Source organism: Microbacterium sp. CGR1 (assembly GCF_001266755.1).
In the GTDB taxonomy this organism is placed as follows: Bacteria; Actinomycetota; Actinomycetes; order Actinomycetales; family Microbacteriaceae; genus Microbacterium.
This window is the reverse complement of the sequence record NZ_CP012299.1, coordinates 2,763,387-2,782,139: the sequence shown is the minus strand read 5'-3', so window position 1 is coordinate 2,782,139 and position 18,753 is coordinate 2,763,387. Positions and strand designations below refer to the sequence as shown.

At 69.0% G+C, this 18,753-nt stretch carries 18 protein-coding genes; 11 read left to right on the top strand and 7 right to left on the bottom strand.

Translation table 11 applies throughout. The features are described from left to right. Nucleotides 1-139: 139 nt before the first annotated feature. From AKG07_RS13475 to AKG07_RS13460, 5 genes are all read left to right on the top strand, one after another. Nucleotides 140-1,651, top strand: a complete 1,512-nt coding sequence (locus AKG07_RS13475) for an APC family permease (protein WP_053098387.1) — start codon at nt 140-142, stop codon at nt 1,649-1,651. Beyond that, on the top strand, nt 1,648-2,331 hold the full coding sequence (locus AKG07_RS13470) for a helix-turn-helix domain-containing protein (protein WP_171821969.1): 684 nt from the start codon (nt 1,648-1,650) through the stop codon (nt 2,329-2,331). Before AKG07_RS13475 ends, AKG07_RS13470 begins: the two co-directional genes overlap by 4 nt. A gap of 84 nt (nt 2,332-2,415) precedes the next feature. Beyond that, on the top strand, nt 2,416-4,749 hold the full coding sequence (gene purL / locus AKG07_RS13465; RefSeq protein WP_053098386.1) for a phosphoribosylformylglycinamidine synthase subunit PurL: 2,334 nt from the start codon (nt 2,416-2,418) through the stop codon (nt 4,747-4,749). Continuing rightward, on the top strand, nt 4,746-4,889 hold the full coding sequence (locus AKG07_RS17905; protein ID WP_171821968.1) for a hypothetical protein: 144 nt from the start codon (nt 4,746-4,748) through the stop codon (nt 4,887-4,889). Before purL ends, AKG07_RS17905 begins: the two co-directional genes overlap by 4 nt. A 244-nt stretch (nt 4,890-5,133) precedes the next feature. Next, nucleotides 5,134-5,844 carry a DUF2786 domain-containing protein gene (locus AKG07_RS13460; RefSeq protein WP_053098385.1) on the top strand — a complete coding sequence of 237 codons (711 nt, stop codon included), beginning with the start codon at nt 5,134-5,136 and terminating at the stop codon, nt 5,842-5,844. Nucleotides 5,845-5,865: 21 nt separating this feature from the next. On the opposite strand, the gene AKG07_RS13455 is transcribed toward AKG07_RS13460, so the two are convergent. Beyond that, entirely contained in the window at nt 5,866-6,435 is a 570-nt protein-coding gene (locus tag AKG07_RS13455) for a TetR/AcrR family transcriptional regulator (RefSeq protein WP_232224515.1), read from the bottom strand. A gap of 72 nt (nt 6,436-6,507) precedes the next feature. Between AKG07_RS13455 and AKG07_RS13450 the strand changes: the two genes are divergently transcribed. Continuing rightward, on the top strand, nt 6,508-9,048 hold the full coding sequence (locus tag AKG07_RS13450) for an MMPL family transporter (protein ID WP_053098383.1): 2,541 nt from the start codon (nt 6,508-6,510) through the stop codon (nt 9,046-9,048). 434 nt (nt 9,049-9,482) lie between these two features. Here the strand turns inward: AKG07_RS13450 and AKG07_RS13445 are convergent, their stop codons facing one another. From AKG07_RS13445 to phnD, 5 genes are all read right to left on the bottom strand, one after another. Then, the gene (locus AKG07_RS13445) at nt 9,483-10,232 is read right to left on the bottom strand and encodes a TetR/AcrR family transcriptional regulator (protein ID WP_233277278.1); all 750 of its coding nucleotides are present in this window, start codon (nt 10,230-10,232) and stop codon (nt 9,483-9,485) included. Next, nucleotides 10,229-10,996 (bottom strand): tyrosine-protein phosphatase, encoded by a 768-nt coding sequence (locus AKG07_RS13440; protein ID WP_053098382.1) that lies wholly within the window; start codon nt 10,994-10,996, stop codon nt 10,229-10,231. The genes AKG07_RS13445 and AKG07_RS13440 overlap by 4 nt, the downstream gene beginning before the upstream one ends. Continuing rightward, entirely contained in the window at nt 10,993-11,745 is a 753-nt protein-coding gene (gene phnE / locus AKG07_RS13435) for a phosphonate ABC transporter, permease protein PhnE (protein WP_233277277.1), read from the bottom strand. Before phnE ends, AKG07_RS13440 begins: the two co-directional genes overlap by 4 nt. A 120-nt stretch (nt 11,746-11,865) precedes the next feature. Continuing rightward, nucleotides 11,866-12,786 carry a phosphonate ABC transporter ATP-binding protein gene (locus tag AKG07_RS13430; RefSeq protein ID WP_233277276.1) on the bottom strand — a complete coding sequence of 307 codons (921 nt, stop codon included), beginning with the start codon at nt 12,784-12,786 and terminating at the stop codon, nt 11,866-11,868. Beyond that, entirely contained in the window at nt 12,783-13,727 is a 945-nt protein-coding gene (gene phnD, locus AKG07_RS13425) for a phosphate/phosphite/phosphonate ABC transporter substrate-binding protein (protein WP_233277275.1), read from the bottom strand. The genes AKG07_RS13430 and phnD overlap by 4 nt, the downstream gene beginning before the upstream one ends. A 105-nt stretch (nt 13,728-13,832) precedes the next feature. On the opposite strand from phnD, the gene AKG07_RS13420 reads away from it, so the two are divergent. From AKG07_RS13420 to AKG07_RS13400, 5 genes are all read left to right on the top strand, one after another. Then, entirely contained in the window at nt 13,833-14,183 is a 351-nt protein-coding gene (locus AKG07_RS13420) for a TraR/DksA family transcriptional regulator (RefSeq protein ID WP_053098380.1), read from the top strand. Between the two features lie 184 nt (nt 14,184-14,367). Beyond that, nucleotides 14,368-15,291 carry a hypothetical protein gene (locus AKG07_RS13415; RefSeq protein WP_233277274.1) on the top strand — a complete coding sequence of 308 codons (924 nt, stop codon included), beginning with the start codon at nt 14,368-14,370 and terminating at the stop codon, nt 15,289-15,291. Then, nucleotides 15,288-16,013: a spermidine synthase gene (locus AKG07_RS13410; protein WP_053098379.1), complete on the top strand. Its 726-nt coding sequence runs from the start codon at nt 15,288-15,290 to the stop codon at nt 16,011-16,013. The genes AKG07_RS13415 and AKG07_RS13410 overlap by 4 nt, the downstream gene beginning before the upstream one ends. Next, nucleotides 16,010-16,852, top strand: coding sequence for an SDR family NAD(P)-dependent oxidoreductase (locus AKG07_RS13405; protein ID WP_053098378.1), 843 nt, complete (start codon nt 16,010-16,012; stop codon nt 16,850-16,852). Before AKG07_RS13410 ends, AKG07_RS13405 begins: the two co-directional genes overlap by 4 nt. A 335-nt stretch (nt 16,853-17,187) precedes the next feature. After that, on the top strand, nt 17,188-18,189 hold the full coding sequence (locus AKG07_RS13400; RefSeq protein ID WP_053098377.1) for a magnesium and cobalt transport protein CorA: 1,002 nt from the start codon (nt 17,188-17,190) through the stop codon (nt 18,187-18,189). A gap of 12 nt (nt 18,190-18,201) precedes the next feature. On the opposite strand, the gene AKG07_RS13395 is transcribed toward AKG07_RS13400, so the two are convergent. Beyond that, on the bottom strand, nt 18,202-18,735 hold the full coding sequence (locus AKG07_RS13395) for a hypothetical protein (RefSeq protein ID WP_053098376.1): 534 nt from the start codon (nt 18,733-18,735) through the stop codon (nt 18,202-18,204). Between the last annotated feature and the right edge of the window lie 18 nt (nt 18,736-18,753).

Below are 18,753 nucleotides of genomic sequence, written 5' to 3'. Positions count from 1 at the left end.
TGACGTCTGCGTTCGCCGCGAACGGGACGCCGGAACTCCGGCCGTCTCATTCGGGTGACATCTGCGTGAAACATCGCAGACGCGCTCCGGCACCAGGCCGCTCGTAGCCTCCTCCCATCACGAGACAGGCGGAGGCCCCATGTCTGCACTGGAAGAGGCGATCGAGCGCCCGCAGACCGTGCGCTCGTTCGCCGCCCGCTCGCCGTTGCACGGACTGGACAGACACACCGTGGGTTTCGCCGACATCCTCGCGCAATCGGTCGCGGCCGTCGCCCCAGCCGCCGCCTCGGCGATGGCGGTGCTGCTGGTGGCGGACCTGGCGGGCGGCGCCACCGTGCTCGTGATGGCCCTCGCCATGATCATCACGTTCCTGGTCGCTCGGACGATCAACCAGTTCACTCGTCGGTTCGCCGCCAGCGGCTCGCTGTACACCTACGCGGCGCGCGGACTCGGCGCGGCGGGCGGACTCGCGACCGGTGCAGCGATCCTCGTCGGGTATGCCTTCATCTCGATCTTCGCTCTTCTGGGCGGCGCCCATTATGCGACCATGCTCGTGACCCGACTGTGGCCTCAGCTCGCCGCGACGCCGATCGCCCTGGGCGCTCTCGTCGTCGAAGCAGCGGTGCTCGCGATCGTCCTCGTGCGCGGCATCCGCCTCTCATCCCGGGTCGCGCTCGTCGTCGAACTCATCTCCGTCGCGCTGATCCTGTCGCTGATGATCGTGCTCCTCGTGCACATCGGGCCGCTCCAACCGGCGGCGATCTTCTCGGCCGACGGCATCTCCGTGGCCGGCGTCGCCGGCGGTGCCGTTCTCGCGATCACCGCGTTCGTGGGGTTCGAGAGCTCCGCGACGCTCGGCGTCGAGGCCCGCTCGCCGCTGAAGAACATCCCTCGCGCCATCGTGTGGAGCGTCGGCGTCGCCGGAGTGTTCTACCTCATCGCCGCCTACACGCAGATCGCAGGAGCCGCCGCGATCGGGGGGACGGCATCGGTCGCGCTCCTCGACGATCTCGCGTCGCGTTTCGGCCTCTCCGCATGGGCCGCCGTGGCGGACGTCGGCATCGCCACCTCGGGTCTGGCCTGCGCGATCGCCTCGACGACCGCCCTCACCCGTATCGTGTTCGCGCTCGCCCGCGACGGCGTCCTCCCCGCCCGACTCGGCCGCACGCACGGGCGCCACCGCACCCCGATCGGCGCGGTCGTCGTCGCGGTCCCGCCGATCGTCCTCGCACCGCTCGTGATCGTCGCGGCCGGCGTGTCACCGTGGGACGCGATGAAGGCCGTCCTGCTGATCTCGGCAGCGGGCTACATCGTCGCCTACGTGCTGGTCTGCATCGCCGCTCCCCTGTTCCTGCGCCGTATCGGGGAGGTCACCGTCGGTTCCATCATCGCCGCCGTCAGCGCGGCGGCGGCGCTTGCGGCATGCCTGACGGTCTATCTCGTCGCGGAGGCGGCCGCGGGAAACCCCGGGGTCTGGTTCGCCCTCGGCTTCGCCCTGATCGCCGCGGCACTGATCCGATGGCGGCGGCGTGCGCCTCTCGGAGAGGTCGGACGCTACGACGAGCCGGTCGCCGCCCACGTTCTCGGCGGCGTGGCCCGCACCGGCGGCGGCAGCGCACACGGGGGCGAACCGGGGGACGCCGACGGATGACGGCTGGCGACGCGGTATCGATCACGGCCCGACAGCCCGCCGCCATCCACAGCGCACTGTCGATGCTGGAGGCCGTCGCTGCGATGGGTGCCGGCGTCACAGCGCGGCAGCTGGCCGACCGGCTCGGGATGCCGCGTGCGACCACCTATCGCCTGCTCAACCTGCTGGTGCAGGACGAGTACCTCGTCCGGACGCCGGATCTCACCGGATTCGCCCTGGGCACGAAGGTGGCGCTGCTGGCCGGCAGCATCGGCGTCGAACGCATCCCGCGCGCCGCACGGGACGTGCTCGAGCGCACCAGGGCGAGCGCGAGGGGCGGCATCCACCTCGTGCTCTACCGTGACGACCGGCTCGTCGTCGCCGATGAGGACCCCGACTTCCCCCTCTCGAATCGGCAGGGCCTGCAGCAGGAGCCCACCCGCTACGCCCTCGGCCTGCTGCCCCTGGTCGTGCGCGGAGAGACCGCCGCCGGTGACCTGGTCTCCGAACTCCGCTCGCAGGGGGTGATCCGCGCCCGCGACGGTCAGCGTGGCTGCCTCGTCGCGCCGATCACCGATGCCTCCGGCACGCTCGCCGGAGCGCTCTCCTACTCGGGCCCGCGCCGGCAGATCGACAGCTCCGACTCGATCGCGCTCTCCCTCATCGCGGCTGCACGGGAGCTCGGGCCGCTCCTGACGTAGACCCCGCTGTCCGCCCGGGCCGACGGCCACGGCATCCCCCGGTAGACTGGCCATGCCCCGCCGGCCCCTCATCTAGGAGTGCGCGTGACCACCGCCCCTGCACCTGCCCACAAGCACGTCCCCGACTCCGTCGAGAACGCCACCGCGACTCCGGAGAAGGAGCAGCCGTACGCAGCGCTGGGCCTCAAGGACGACGAGTACGCCCGCATCAAGGAGATCCTGGGCCGCCGCCCGACCTCCGGCGAGCTGGCGATGTACTCGGTCATGTGGTCGGAGCACTGCTCGTACAAGTCGTCGAAGAACTACCTGCGCCGCTTCGGCCAGAAGGTCTCCGACGAGATGAAGGAACGCCTCATGGTGGGCATGGGCCAGAACGCGGGCGTCATCGACGTCGGCGAGGGCTGGGCCGTCACCTTCAAGGCCGAGAGCCACAACCACCCCAGCTTCATCGAGCCGTTCCAGGGCGCCGCGACCGGCGTCGGCGGCATCGTCCGCGACATCATCTCGATGGGCGCACGTCCGGTCGCGGTCATGGACGCCCTCCGCTTCGGCGCGATCGACCACCCCGACACCGCTCGCGTCGTGCACGGCGTCACCAGCGGCATCAGCTTCTACGGCAACTGCCTGGGTCTGCCGAACATCGGCGGCGAGACGGTCTTCGACTCCGTCTATCAGGCCAACCCGCTCGTCAACGCGCTCGCGGTCGGCGTGCTCCGCCACGAGGACCTCAAGCTCGCCAATGCGACCGGCGTCGGCAACAAGGTCGTGCTGTTCGGCGCCCGCACGGGTGGCGACGGCATCGGCGGTGCCAGCATCCTGGCATCCGACTCGTTCGACAGCACCGGACCCACCAAGCGCCCCGCGGTGCAGGTGGGCGACCCGTTCGCCGAGAAGGTGCTCATCGAGTGCTGCCTCGAGCTCTACCGCGACGAGCTGGTCGAGGCGATCCAGGACCTCGGTGCTGCCGGCATCTCGTGCGCGACCAGCGAGCTCGCGGCCAACGGCAACAGCGGCATGAAGGTCTCGCTCGACAACGTGCTGCTGCGCGACCCGTCGCTCACGGCCGAGGAGATCCTCATGTCGGAGTCGCAGGAGCGCATGATGGCGATCGTCGCTCCCGAGAAGCTCGACGCGTTCCTCGCCGTCGTTCAGAAGTGGGATGTCGAGACATCGGTCCTCGGTGAGGTCACCGGCGACGGCCGCCTCATCATCGACTGGCAGGGCGAGCGCATCGTCGACGTCGACCCCTCGACCGTCGCGGTCGACGGCCCGGTCTACGACCGCCCGGTCGCGTACCCCACGTGGATCGACGCACTGCAGGCGGATGCCGCTGAGAACCTTCCGCGGTCGAACGACCCCGAGGTGCTTCGCGAGCAGTTCCTCGACCTGGTCGCCTCGCCGAACCTCGCCGATACCCGCTGGATCACCAACCAGTACGACTACTACGTGCTCGGCAACACGGCCCTGTCGTTCCCCGATGACGCCGGCATGATCCGCGTCGACGAGGAGTCGGGACTCGGCTTCGCGATCTCGACCGACGCCAACGGACGCTACTGCCAGCTCGACCCGTACGCCGGTGCGCAGCTCGCACTCGCCGAGGCGTACCGCAACGTCGCCGTCACGGGTGCCGTTCCCACCGCGATCACCGACTGCCTGAACTTCGGCTCTCCCGAGAACCCCGAGGTCATGTGGCAGTTCGGGCAGACCGTCGACGGTCTCGCCGACGGATGCTACGAACTCGGCACCCCGGTCACCGGCGGCAACGTCTCGTTCTACAACCAGACCGGCGACGTGCCGATCCACCCGACCCCGCTCGTCGGCGTGCTCGGCATCATCGACGACGTCTCGCGCCGCATCCCCTCGGGATGGCAGGACGAGGGTCAGAACATCTACCTGCTCGGCACGACCTCGACCGAGCTCTCGGGTTCGGCGTGGGCCGAGACCGTGCACCAGCACCTCGGCGGACTGCCCCCGAAGGTCGACCTCGCGGGCGAGAAGCGCCTCGCGGGTCTGCTCGGAGCCGCCCGTGACGAGTGGCTGATCTCGTCGGCGCACGACGTGTCGGAGGGTGGCCTCGCGCAGGCCCTCGCCGAGGGCGTCTCGCGCTTCGGGGTCGGCGCACGCGTCTGGCTGAACGAGATCATCGAGCGCGACGGTGTGGATGCGGCATCCGCCCTCTTCTCGGAGTCGACGGGCCGCGTCATCGTGACAGTTCCGCGTGAAGACGACGTCAAGTTCCGCGGACTCTGCGAAGGCCGCGACTACCCGGTGATGCGCATCGGCGTGACCGACTCCGAGGGCGACAAGCTCGAGGTGCAGGACGTCTTCACCGTGCCGATCGCCGAGATCCGCGAGCGTTCGCAGGCCACCCTGCCCGCCGCCTTCGGTCCCACGGTCACCGAGCCGGTCAGCGCATGAGCGGCGACGGTCTGAGCGAGGACTACGGCGATCTCGGCGAGAAGCGCAATCGCCGCATGCGCATCGTCGCCTGGACCGTCATCATCGCCCTCATCCTGGGTGGCGGCGGCGCGACAGTCATCACGCTGATCCTGGGCTGAATCGGGTTCTTCTCGGGTCTCTTTCCGACGCTGGTTCGGGGTGCCCGGCGGCACTCCGGCGACCCCGGCACCTATCGCGGCGTGTCGGCGACCGGGTCCGAACCTGCGCCCGGCCGGCCTCGCGGCATCCACTTCTGCACCGGCATCCGTCATTCGGCTTTCTTCACAGTCCCCGGAACTCGGCCTCGCAATGTAGGCGCCCCCGCGAAGGATCCGAGGCATCACAGATCCATTGGGGGATGCCATGACCGAAGCCAAGCTCGACCTGATCGCCAAACTGCTCGCCAAGGCCGAGAGCACGACGCCCGAAGAGGCCGAGGCTCTGACCGAGCACGCCGAGCGCCTGATCGTGAAGTACGGGATCGAGCAGGCGCAGATCGACGAAAGACGGGGACTCCTGGGGCAGACGCGCGAGCAGATCGTCACCGAGAGGATGCTGTTCCGCGGCGTCTACGCGAAGGACCTTCGTGAGATCGGCATCGGCGTGGCCTACGGGCTGGGTGCGGTGCGCCCGATCCTGGCGGAGTACCCGCCGATCGCCGGCCTGCTGCTGGTCGGGCACTCGTCGGATGTGACGCAGGTGCAGACGCTGACCGCCAGTCTGCAGGTGCAGGCCACGGTCGCGATGCGTGCGTGGTGGATCGCGCATCGCGATCTGTATGCCGGCCATCGCGAAGGGGTGAGACGTCGAGCGCGCAGCGGCTTCCTCCGGGGGTTCGCCGCGGGTGCCATGAACCGGATCGAGGAGAGTCGCCGCGCTGCGGTCGAAGAGAGCGGCTCGGGGACCGAGCTCGTTCTCACCTCGCGCCGGAGCCGAGTGGACGACGCGGTCGACGAGATGGCGACGACACACGCCCGGCGACGCCGCGGCGCGGATCCCGGCTCCTTCGCGCACGGCCACCGTTCGGGCCTGGAGGCTCAGACCGGCGGCGGCAGAGCGGTCTCGGCGCGATGACCACGCACGCGCCCGCTGCCGCTATCGCGAGAAGAGGAAGCGCGTCAGCCGAACGATCGCGTCGGTGTCGTGCTCGTCTCGAACGAGGGACTCGACGATGATCGCCCCGAGGATCGCCCGTCCCAGCTGCTCGACCGGTGCGTCCGGGGCGAGCTGCCCGTCGCGGATGCCGCCGCGGATGCGCTCGGCGAGGTACTTCTCGACGCCGAGGCTCTCACCGAGGTGCGCGCCGACTCCGGCGTCCTCGGTGGCAGCCGCCACGAGCGAGCGGAGAAGTGCCCCTCCCTCCGGCGCTTCGAGGATGGACAGCACGCTGCGCAGCCAGGTCTCGACATCGTCGGCGAGGTCTCCCGTGTCGGGAACCACGAAGTCGACGGGGATCAGGCGGCCCTCGACGAGGCATTCACCGATGAGGGCTCCGCGCGACGGCCACCACCGATAGATGGTCTGCTTGCCGACGCCAGCCTCTTTCGCGATTCCCTCGATCGTGAGACGGTCGTACCCCTGGTTATGGAAGAGGCGTGCGGTGGCGTCGAGGATCGCTTCGCGGGCAGCCGTGCTGCGCACGGGTCCGCTCCGATGCTCGTTCACCACACGTTCAGGATAACCACAGAACACTAGACGAGACGCCCCGTATGATCTATTCGTCTGAAGGAGATCGTTTTGGCTTCACTGCTGTTCCGCCTGGGTTCGTTCGCTGCACGCAAGGCGTGGACGGTGATCGTCTCGTGGGTCATCATCCTCGGCCTGGGTGTCGGCGCGTTCCTCACGCTCGGCGGCACGCTGAGCAACAGCTTCGACATCCCCGGCACCGCCTCCGGCGCTGTGACCGACCAGCTCGCCGAGAAGCTGCCCGACACCGCCGGCGGCACGGGCACGGTGGTCTATCAGACGACCGACGGCTCGGCTTTCACGGAGCAGCAGAAGCAGGAGATCTCCGCGCTCGCGAAGAGCGCCGAAGACCTCGACGGCGTGGCATCCGTGATCGACCCGTTCGACGCACAGCAGCAGCAGGCCGTGCAGGCGCAGGATCTCGCCGACGGCAAGGACCAGATCGAGGGTGGCCGGGCGCAGCTCGACGCCGGTCAGGCGCAGCTCGATGAGGGTCGCACGCAGCTCGAGGCCGGTCTCGACCAGCTGACCACGGCTCGGTCGCAGGCAGAAGCGGGCGGCGCTCCGGCCCAGCAGCTCGCAGCACTGGATGCGCAGATCGAAGCTCTGAACGCGCAGGCAGCCCAGCTCGATGCGCAGCAGAAGACCATCGACGACTCGCGCGCCGAACTCGATGCGAACGCCGAGAAGGTCGACCTCGGTTCCACGCTCCTCGACCTCACGAACGGTATCGGCGTCGTCTCGGAGGATGGCTCGACGGCCATCGTCAACGTCTCGTTCGAAGACCCCCGTCTCGAACTCTCCGAAGAGGTCAAGCAGGGCACGATCGAGCACTTCGAGTCCTCGCCGATCGAGGGCGTCGAGGTCGACTTCGGCACCGACATCGCGCAGGGCGTGCCCGAGATCTTCGGCGTCGGCGAAGCGATCGGACTCGCATTCGCCGCCGTCGTGCTGATCGTCATGCTCGGCACACTCATCGGCGCAGCACTGCCGATCGTGACGGCCGTCGTCGGCGTGGGCGTCGGCGTGACCGCATCTCTCGCCTTCTCGGGCGTCGTCGACATGGCATCCGTCACCCCCGTGCTCGGCGTCATGCTCGGTCTCGCCGTCGGCATCGACTACTCGCTCTTCATCGTGAACCGGCACCGCAAGCAGCTGCTCAACGGTGTTCCGGTTCGCGAATCCATCGGCCTCGCCACCGGCACATCGGGAACGGCCGTGGTGTTCGCCGGCACCACGGTGATCGTCGCGCTGCTGGCCCTCAACGTCACCGGCGTTCCGTTCCTCGGACTCATGGGCACGGTCGGCGCGGTCTGCGTCGGCGTCGCCGTGCTCGTCGCCATCACGCTCGCCCCCGCGATCCTCGGCCTCGTCGGAACACGGCTGCTCAGCGGCAAGGCTCGCTCCACGATCGGCCAGCCGCACGCCGCGGGCAAGCCCGTGAAGCGGATGTCCACGCTCCGCGCGATCGTCACCGTGCTCGTCAGCGTGATCGCACTGCTGATCGTCGCGATCCCTTCGATGTCGATGCGCCTCGGACTGCCCGACGGCGCGAGCGAACCGTCGGATTCGACCAGCTACCGCGCCTTCCACATCGTCGACGAGCAGTTCGGCGAAGGGGCGAACGGTCCGCTGCTCGTCACAGCCACCCTCGACGACGCGGTGAGCGACGACGACCTGCTCGCCACGCAGGTCGAGATCGCCCAGAAGATCGCCGACCAGGACGACGTCGTGGGTGTCGCCCCGATCGCGAACTCCGACGACAACACTCTGCTCGCGTTCCAGGTGCTCCCCGCCGAAGGCCCGAACAGCGCATCGACCGAGAAGCTCGTGCAGGACATCCGCGCGCTGCCGCAGCTCGACGGCGGCATCACCCTCGGCGTCGCCGGGCAGGCCGCGACCAACATCGACATCTCCGAGGCACTGGCCGCCGTCCTGCCGCTCTACCTCGTGGTCGTGGTCGGGCTCTCGCTGCTCATCATGATCGTCGTGTTCCGCTCGCTGCTCGTGCCGATCATCGCCACCGGTGGCTTCGTGCTCTCGCTGTTCGCGACCTACGGCCTGATCGTCGCCGTGTTCCAGTGGGGCTGGGGCGCCGACCTCATCGGCCTGGACAGCCCGGGGCCCATCCTCAGCTTCCTGCCCGTGATCCTCGTCGGCATCCTGTTCGGGTTGGCGATGGACTACCAGCTCTTCCTCGCCTCGGGGATGCGCGAGGCGTACGTGCACGGAGCCTCGGCACGGGATGCCGTCGCCCAGGGCTTCCGGGCCGGACGTTCGGTCGTCGTCGCCGCGGCGCTCATCATGGTGTCGGTCTTCGGCGGGTTCATCTTCTCGGAGTCGACCATCATCCGCTCGATCGGCTTCGGCCTGGCGTTCGGTGTGCTGCTCGACGCCTTCGTCGTCCGGATGCTGCTCATGCCGGCGCTCATGCACCTGCTCGGCCGGTCGGCCTGGTGGCTGCCGCGGTGGCTCGACCGCATCCTTCCGAACGTCGACATGGAGGGTGCTGCGCTCGAGCGCGAGCACCCGGGAGTCAGGACGGACACAGTTCAGGTCGTGGCGAGCTCGGAGACGCCTGAGGCGCGCTGACGTCGCGGCGGTGGCTGTCGCTCGGATTGCCGCTCGGCGTCCCTGCGAAGGAGAGCTCGCACAACGAAGGAGCCCATCCGCGGAATGCTCCTTCGGTGCGTGAGATCTCCTTCGGTACGTGAGATCCCTTCCGCGCGTGAGATCTCCTTCGGCGCGTGAGATCGCCTTCCGCTGACGTCGCGGCGGTGACTGCCGCTCGGCGTCCCTGCGAAGGAGATCTCGCACAACGAAGGAGCCCATCCGAGGAATGCTCCTTCGGTGCGTGAGATCTCCTTCGGTACGTGAGATCCCTTCGGCGCGCGAGATCCCTTCCGTGCGTGAGATCGCCTTCGGGGCGTGAGATCTCCTGAGGGCGATTCAGCCGCCATTAGTGACCCAGCACGCCGTCTGCATCACCTCACCCGGATACCCGGGTCCCCGGGTATCCGGGTGAGTCAGGCCACCATCCCGCGCCAGATCGTCTCGACCGCAGCCCGCAGGCGAGCGGCCACCGCAGGGTCGTCCATCCGGTCGCCGCGCACGACGATCTGGTAGTACGCGGTGCCGGCTATCGCATCGAAGCACGCCTCGACGTCGAGGTCGGCCCGCAGCTCGCCACGGGAGATTCCTGCGCGCAACGCGTTCAGGAGCGGCACTCGCCGCCGCGACACGTGCGACTGCCAGTACGCCTTCTGCAGTGCGCGATCCGACATGACGAGTCGGATGCGCTGCCGGAATCGTTCCTCCGCATAGCCGGATGCCGCGACAGACAGCGCCACCCCGGTGTCACCGAGACCGAACCCGTCGAACAGCGCCTCACGCAGGTCGACACCGTCCGGGTATTCGGGCGGGATGGTGCGTCCGACGTCGAGCGCCGCCGCGATCAGCGTCGTGAGCGACGGCCACCGCCGATACAGGGCAGCGCGACTGACTCCGCTCCGCGCGACGACGCGGCTGACGGTGACGTCCTCGCCCGCATCGATGATCTCGAGCGTCGCGGCGACGATCTGCCCGTCCATGTCCTCATCGCGCGGACGGCCGGGGCGGCGGCGGACCGCAGCCCCGGCATCCGACGCGCCCGCAGACTTCGAGCCCACAGACTTCGCGCCCGCAGACGTCGAGCCCGCAGTTCCGACGGCGACCGGAGCGGCACCGACAGCGTCACCCGCGCTCGCGACGCGAGCCTCCAGCTCCACGGTCGTCACGCGGCGAGCGCCCGCTCACGGAGCCGCGCGACAGTCGCATCCGACAGTCCCGCCGCTCGCAGCGGAGCGAGTGCATCGCCGTGCTGCGCGCGGAGGGTGTCGAGCAGGGTGCGCATCGACACCTCCATCGAACCCTCCAGCAGCGACGACGTCGCACCGGCGGCATCCGCGTCGAAGCCGAGCGCCTTCCACATCGCGCCCATCACGGGTGCGGTGCGCTGCATGATCGCGACCATGTTGCCGCCGGTGAGGGCGTAGTCGGCGACGATGTCATCATCAGCCGCGCCGAGGGCGAGCAGCAGCATCGCCGCCACGACTCCGGTGCGGTCGCGCCCGGCCGCGCAGTGGAACGCCGCGGTTCCCGGCGTGTAGGCGATCACGTTCAGCGCGGTGACGAGCTGGGGTGCGGCGACCTCGACCATGCGCAGGTACATCCGGCCCATGGCGTCGTGGCTGAGCTCGGGAGCGTCGCGGTTCATCGACTCCCCGACATCCGCGATCAGCGGCAGGTGGTGGTACGCGACCGGGTAGTCGGCGAGCGGACCCCGCCCCGTGACCGAGACCTCGAGCGGCGAGCGCAGGTCGATGATCGCGGTGAGCCCTGCGGCTACGAGCTGCGACGCGATCTCGGTCGTGACGTAGGCGAGGTCATCCGTGCGGATCGCGAGACCCTCCCGCAGTACTCCCCCCTCGATCGGGATGCCGCCGAGGTCGCGCAGGTTCACGGGGGCGCTGAGCACCAGGTCGATGTCGGCGATGGTCATGTGATTCTCCTTCGGATGAGGGCGCTGCCCTGGTCGATCGCCGTGACGAGCACGATGATGCAGATGATGATGGCGCTGAGGTGGCCGTAGTCGTACATGCGCATGGCGGTGGTCAGCTCGAGGCCGATGCCACCGGCGCCGACGAGGCCGAGGATGGTCGCGCCGCGCACGTTGCCCTCGAACAGCAGCAGCGTGTAGGACGTGAGCAGCGGTGCGCTCTGCGGCAGGATGCCGTACTGGATGACCTGACGCTTCGAGGCACCGACCGCCTCCATGGCGACGACGGGTCCGCGGTCGACCTGCTCCATGGCCTCGGCGAAGATCTTGCCGATCGACCCGATCGAGCCGAGGGTCATGGCCAGGATGCCGGCGAACGGACCGAGTCCGACAGCCGAGACGAACATGAGCGCGAACACAAGGTCGGGCACCGAGCGGATGATGTTCATGACCCAGCGCGTCGGGTAGTAGACCCACTTCGGCGCGATGTTCGACGATGCCCCGAAGGCGACGAGCAGCGACAGCACGGCTCCGAGCACGGTGCCGACCACCGCCATCTGGAAGGTCTCGAGCAGCAGCGCGAGGATCGTGCCGATCTTCGAGAAGTCCGGCGGGAACAGGCGCGACAGGAACTCGCCCATGTTGACCGCGCCGTCGCCCAGCTTGATGAAGTTGAACTCGGCGCCGTTGAACGACCAGATCAGCAGCAGGGCGGCGATCGGCAGCCCGAGCAGGAACCTCGCGCGCGGCACCCGGAACGCCCGCTCGAGCCGCGAGCGCTCGGCAGGGTCGAGGGTCGGCCTCGAGATCGAGCGGTCGGTCGTGCCGGCGGCGGGGCCGGCTGAGCCTGCCGACCCTGCCGTGGAGCGGGGTCAGTGGTGAGCGTCATCGTCGTGCTCCTCGTCGTCGTAGAGCGGCGCAAGGGCCGCGGCATCCAGCTGCGAAGTGGCGCCGGCGACCAGCATCCGTCCGTGCCGCAGGCCGATGATGCGGTCGCTGTGCGCGAGGGCCAGCGGCAGCACGTGCAGGCTGACGAGCACGGGGATGCCGTCTTCGGTGGCGATCTCGCGCAGCAGACCGAGAACGGAGTCGGCGAGCTTCGGGTCGAGCGACGCGACCGGTTCGTCGGCGAGGATCACCTTAGGCTGCTGCATGAGAGCGCGGGCGATCGCGACGCGCTGCTGCTGTCCGCCCGACAGCGAGCGAGCAGGCTCGTTGGCCTTGTGCGCGATGCCGACGCGATCGAGCAGCTCGAGTGCGCGGCGACGGTGCGCGCTCGAGAAGCCGCCGACCAGATTGATGGAGCCCGCGCCGTGCAGGGCTCCGGCCAGCACGTTCGTCATGACGCTCAGACGCGGGATGAGGTTGAACTGCTGGAACACCTGGCCGACATCCGACCGCAGGGTGCGCAGCTCGCCGCGCGCGAGATTGGTGACGTCGTGGCCGGCGACCCGCGCCGACCCTGCCGAGATCGGCGCGAAGCCCGTGAGACTGCGCATCAGGGTGGACTTGCCCGACCCCGAGGCGCCCAGCAGCGCGACCATCTCGCCCGGGAACAGGTCGAGATCGACGCCGTCGAGCACGGTGGTGGTGTCATACGCGACGCTGAGGTCGCGCACCGTGACGAGCGGCAGGGCCTGGCGCAGCTCGGCGGTCGGGGTGCGGAGCTCTTCCGCCGTCGGAGATCCCAGACCATCGGATGCCGTCTCGGCGCGTCGGGAGGCGACATGCCGATCGGCGGACGCACCGCGCGCGTTCTCCAGCGAAGCGACGACGGGTGCGGGACTCGTCACTTGAGGTCCTTGAGCTCGACACCGGCGACCGCGGCGATCTCGGCGAACGAGGCGAACGACGAGCCGTCGGGGTCGACGGTCTGCTCGGCGGCGGCGAAGGCGCCGTACGCTCCGAGGCGCTCGGCGTTTTCGGGCGAGAAGACCTCGGCGATGCCCTCCTGGATAACCTTGCGGGTCTCGGCGTCGAGCGACTGACGTCCGAGCACAGCACCCTGGATGTCCATCGCCGGGCTCTCACCCACCGCACGCCACTCCCCGTCGGCGAACGGGAACATCGGCGCGCCGAGCTCGGTCAGCATGACGGCAGTGCAGGCGGCATCCACCTGTCCCTGCTCGAGCGCGGCGAAGCTGCCTTCGTGTCCGCCGGCGAAGATCGCCTCGTAGTCGGTGCCCTGCTCGAGGCCTGCCTCATGCAGCATGTACACCGGCATGAAGTAGCCCGAGCTCGACGCCTGGTCGGCGAAGGCGACGGTCTTGCCCTCGAGGTCCTCGACGGTCTGGATCGGCGAGTCGTTCAGCACCACACAGGTCGAGACGGGCTTGCCGTCGCCCTGGAAGGCGACGAGCGCGTCGACCTCGCCCGTGTTCGCGGCGAGCGCCGAGGGGAAGCCGCTCATGATGCCGATGTCGACGTGGTCGGCGCGGATCGCCTCGACGACGCTGAGGTAGTCGGGAACATCGGTGATCTCGACGTCGCGGCCGGTGGCGTCTTCGAGCAGCTCGGCGAAGACCTCGACGGGGTTCTCGGCTGTGGGGTCGTCGCCGACCGGGATCGTCGCGATCGTGAGAGGAGCGTTCGGGTCGGCGGGGGCCGCTTCGGCGGACGGGCTCTGGCAGCCGGTCAGGGCGAGGGCGGCGACGCCGAGGAGGCCGACGGCGGGCAGGGTGAGGCGGCGCATGATGACCTTTCGGGAGGAGGCGTTCCCGAATTCCGAGAACATGGGTATTCCAACTCGCGAAGGTGACAGGCAATTACGAGACCGCCGTACTCGAAACGGAACGCTGAGTGAACGGCTGGTGTCGGAGGTGCCGCCTAGAGTGTGCGGATGACGTCGGATGCCCGCTCACGCCTCGAGATGCTGCGCGCCGAGGCGACGGCGCGCGTCGCATCCACGGCGGCGACCCTCGCCGAGCTGATGCACGATCGCGAAGGCTCGAACGACGACGACGAGCACGACCCCGAGGGCGTCACGCTCTCGTCCGAGTGGTCACGGCTGACCGGGCTCGCCGATGCGGCGGCATCCGAACTCCAGCAGGTCGACGACGCGATCGCACGACTGGATGCCGGCACCTACGGCGTCTGCGCGCACTGCGGCAGGCCGATTCCCGAGGCGCGACTCGAGGTGCGCCCGTTCGCCACGCACTGCGTCGCCTGCGCGGAGAAGCTCGGCCTCTGATCGGCGCCCCGGGGGCTCCATAACTCCGGAGATCCTGTGCACCCCCGCGAGGGCCGCCCGTCTTCTCGGCGCTTGCGAACGAACGTGGTCGCCTGCCAGTCCGGATCTCCGGAGTTGTGGAGCACACGCGCACGCAACCCCGGCCGCCCACGCCGCACAGCCCGAGAAGTAGGCTGAGGGCATCATGGACGAGTTCATCCAGGGCTTCTGGAACTTCGCGGGGCACTACTGGTGGCTCGTCTTCCCCATCATGGGCATGGCCGGCGGCGCCGCGAAGGCGTGGGAGCGCAACTCGAAGCGTCGCCACGAACGTCGCATCGAGACCCTGCGACTCAAGGCCGAGATCAAGACGGCTCAGCTCGAAGCCCGCACCGGAAGGGCGAGGCAGGCGGGACCGGGGTTCGTCGACACCCGTGCTTCCGTCGCACCGAACACCCTGCTCGAGCGGCTCTTCTCCGAGCACGACGAGATCACCGCGCGGTGGCTCGACTACGAGCTCGACGTCGCGAAGCTCATCGCCTTCCCCGCCATGAGCGACGGACGCCAGCCTCTGGTCGCGGCGTTCCTTCGGGCCAAGAGGACGGCGGATGCGCTGCGCCCGCTCTCCGCTGACGCAGCCGTGACGGAGCAGCAGGTGTCGGAGTACCTCGACGCCGTCGGCGCGTACGCCGTCGCATTCGAGATCGCCGAGAAGGATGCCCGGCGGCTGCGCGACTCGACCTTCACAGAACCCGAGCGCAAGCGCCTCGACCGCGCGCAGCAGCTGCTCAAGGTCGCCGTCGACGAGTCGGCCACCCAGGCCGAGCGCAACGTCGCCTACCGACGAGTGCGCGACGAGCTCGAGGGCCTGATCCTGCTCAGCGACGAGGCCGTGCAGGTGCTCGAGAAGCAGGTCGCGCGCGAGCTCCCCGCACATCCGTCGACCCCGGCCGCGAGCGCGAGCACCGCCGCATCGACGACGCCGGCGCCCGCTGCGGCCGCCTCCGATCCGGAGCCCGAGAAGGTCCGGCTGCCGTCGCCGACGACAGCTCCCGACTCCCCGGCCCGGACTGACGCGTCTGCACCCCTGCGCGCGAACACGAACGACGACAGCGAGAATCCCCGATGATCACGAGATTCGAAGAGCTCGACTGGCAGGAGACCCCGATCGGCGAGCTGACGCTGCGTCGCCGCACCGAACCCGCTGTCGGCCAGGAGATCTACGAGGTCAAGCTCGGCGACGAATACCTGATGTCGAGCCTGTTCACGGTGGCGGAGGAGGAGCTCTCGAATCTCGGCCTGGCCGCTGTCGCCGGCGACGACCTCTCTGTGCTGGTCGGCGGCCTGGGGCTCGGATACACGGCGGTCACGGCGCTGCGTGACGACCGTGTGGCGTCGCTCACCGTGGTCGACCGGCTCGGCGCGGTGATCGGATGGCACCGACGGAAGCTGCTGCCCGTGTCGGCGGAACTCGTCGACGACCCGCGCACGAGCCTGGTCGAGGACGACTTCTTCGCCGTGGTCCGCGCAGCGCCCCCGGAGGGTCACCGCGGCTACTCTGCGATCCTGCTCGATGTCGACCACTCGCCGCGCCACCAGCTCGACCCCACGCACGCCGACCTCTATACCGCGGCCGGCCTGCGCGCCCTCGACCGGCACCTCGCCTCCGGTGGCGTCTTCGCACTGTGGTCGGATGATCCGCCCGACGATGCCTTCATGGACGAGATGCGTGCCGTGTTCGACGACGCCGTCGCCCACGTGGTCGACTTCGCGAACGCGGTCACCGGTGGGACGTCGTCCAACACCGTGTACGTCGGGCGCAGCCGCGGCGCGGCGGAGCCGACGTCGTGACCCCGAAGACGGTGGTCCTCACCGGCGCATCCGACGGGATCGGTGCGGCATCGGCACGCCAGCTCGCGGCATCCGGCCACCGACTCATCCTCGTCGGACGATCTATCGAGAAGACACGCGCTGTCGCCGCGGACACCGGGGCCGAGTGGTTCACCGCCGACTTCGCGCGACTCGACGACGTGCGCGAACTCGCGACGAAGATCGCGGATGCCGTGGGCGACGGCGGCATCGACGTGCTCGCGAACAACGCCGGCGGCATCTTCGGCGATCAGACCCCGACGGTCGACGGCTTCGAGAAGACGCTGCAGGTCAATCACCTGGCGCCGTTCCTGCTGACGAACCTGCTGCTGCCGCAGCTGCGCACCGGTCGCGCGGCGATCATCAACACCTCGAGCGTCGCGCACCGGCTGTTCGCCAAGCTCGACATCGACGACCTCGACAACCGCAAGGACTTCAGCGCGAACCGCGCCTACGGCGATGCGAAGCTCGCGAACGTGCTGTTCACGAAGAGCCTGCACACGAAGTTCCACGGCGACGGACTCAGCTCGGTCGCCTTCCACCCCGGCACCGTGCAGACCAACTTCGCCTCGGACTCGAACACGCTCATGCGGTTCGTCTACCGCACCCCGCTCAAGCGACTGCTGCTCATCAGCAGCGAGAAGGGCGGCAGCACGCTCAGCTGGTTCGTCGAAGGCACCCCGGATGACACCTGGATCTCGGGCGAGTATTACGACGAGCGCGTTCTGACCCGGCGGGTGAACCCGATGATCGAGGATGCCGCACTGGCCGAGGCCCTGTGGCAGAAGAGCGCCGAACTCGTCGGGATCGACGCCGCCTGACCGCATCCTGATCGCCGGCCGTTCGCCCCGCTGTGTTGCGACCGGAACCACGAGCGGACGCAGCCGGACGGGTGGATCGACCCCCAGCAGGCAGGAGTATGCTGGCACACCGGGTCACATGACCCCTTCAGAGCGCGAGAGGCGGTGATGGCGATGTCCGGTGATAGTTGCGACGCCGCCTTCGTTGCGTCGCGTCTGACGGCATCCGTGCGTTGAGCTCCGGCTCCGCACCTGCACGTCCTGCTCCGCAGCCGTCGGCGGCGTCTTCCGCCCCCTGACGAATACTGCGCACGCCCCCTCTGACCCGGCGTGCGCCTGCGAGAACGGAGCCAGCCATGGCCCTCATCGACAACGGCGTGTACGTCCACGGACGTCGCGTGGAGACCCCGAAGAACCTCGACGAGACCTACCGGTCGCTCGATGCCCACGGCGGCATCGCCTGGATCGGCCTCTACCGACCGAGCCCTCAGGAGGTCGCCTCGGTCGCGCGCGAGTTCGACCTGCATCCGCTCGCCGTCGAGGATGCCCTCTCGGGTCACCAGCGGTCGAAGGTCGAGCGCTACGGTGACACGCTCTTCGCCGTGCTGCGCCCCGCCCGTTATCGCGACGAGCAGGAGTCGATCGAGTTCGGCGAGCTGCACCTGTTCGTCGGCCCCGACTTCGTGGTGACCATCCGGCACGCCGAGTCGCCCGACCTCGTGGGCGTGCGTCGTCGCATGGAGGCGCACCCCGACCTGCTCGCGATGGGCCCCGAGGCCGTGTTCTACGCGATCCTCGACGAGGTCGTCGACGGCTATGAGCCCATCGTCACGGGGCTGCTGAATGACATCGACGAGATCGAGGACCAGCTCTTCGGCGACAGCGACGACGACGCCCTCTCGCGGCGCATCTACGAGCTCTCGCGCGAGGTCATCAACTTCCAGCGCGCGGTGCACCCCCTCGCCGGGATGCTGGAATGGCTGCGCCGCGGATCCGAGAAGTACCGCATCGATGAAGAGCTGCAGCGCTCACTCCGCGACGTGCTCGACCACGTCATCCGCGTGAATGAGCGGGTCGACTCGTTCCGCGCGATCCTCGAGAACGCCCTCACGGTGCAGTCGGCTCTCGTCGCACGCCGGCAGTCGGATGCGAGCCTCGCCCAGAACGACGAGATCAAGAAGATCTCGTCGTGGGCGGCGATCATCTTCGCACCCACCCTCGTCGGCACGGTCTACGGCATGAACTTCGACGTCATGCCCGAGCTGCACTGGGCGCACGGCTATCCGATGGCGATCGGTGCGATGGCCGCCTTCGCGGTCGCCCTCTACGGGGTGTTCAAGTACAAGAAGTGGCTGTGACCCGCGGCAGGCTCAGCGGTCGTCGCCGCTGAGCCTGTCGAGCAGCTCGTCGAGATCGTCGAACTCCAGGACCTCGACGTCAGCGGCATCCCGGTCGCGCACCTCGATGTTCGCGACTTCGAGGTCGTCGTCCAGCTGCACCAGGATCCGTGAGTCCGGGAACTGCTTGGGCGCATCGAAGGCGATCAGCACGGCATCGGCGAACACCACCACCGAGGTGGCTTCGAGGTCGTCGCGCAGGTCGACCTGCTCGATCACCGGCTCGTCGTCGACGGCCTCGTCGATGTCGTCGGCGACCTCGTCGATCACCGCCCGCCACCGGGTCTCGGACACCGACAGGATGCGGGTGATCGCCGCGATCAGCGCGTCGTCGTCGAGGGTCTCCTCGTCGTCCTCCAGCTCGGGGTCGACGTTGACGGTGACGACCGCGCCGGCGGCATCGATGGTGGCCCGTCCGTAGACGAGACCGTTCTCGGCGACCGGATCATCGAGCAGTCCGCTGTCGACGATGCGGGCGAGGAGAGTGTCGAGCAGTGGGGAGGACATGGCCCCAGTCTTCCACTC